Below are 266 nucleotides of genomic sequence, written 5' to 3' on the forward strand. Positions count from 1 at the left end.
CCCCACTAATCTTAATCCTTCTTTTAGTATATTTATGCTGGCATTTATATCTCTGTCATGCTGTGTATGGCACTCTGAACAAACCCACTTTCTAAGTGATAAGTTTTTTACATCTTTATTTCTATGACCACATACACTGCATAACTGACTTGATGGATATGTATTTCCTATTACAGAAATTAATCTCCCATACCAAGTAGCTTTATACTCAAGTAACCTTCTAAATTCATACCAACTAACTTCACTTATTGCACCTGCTAATTTAT

Annotated in this window: 1 protein-coding gene; it reads right to left on the reverse strand. The window is 33.1% G+C overall.

Annotated elements, in window-relative coordinates:
* On the reverse strand, positions 1-266 hold a 266-nt coding region (locus KGF45_RS19815; protein WP_227830521.1), incomplete at both ends, for a transposase.

Source organism: Clostridioides sp. ZZV14-6154, assembly GCF_020657785.1.
In the GTDB taxonomy this organism is placed as follows: Bacteria; Bacillota; Clostridia; order Peptostreptococcales; family Peptostreptococcaceae; genus Clostridioides.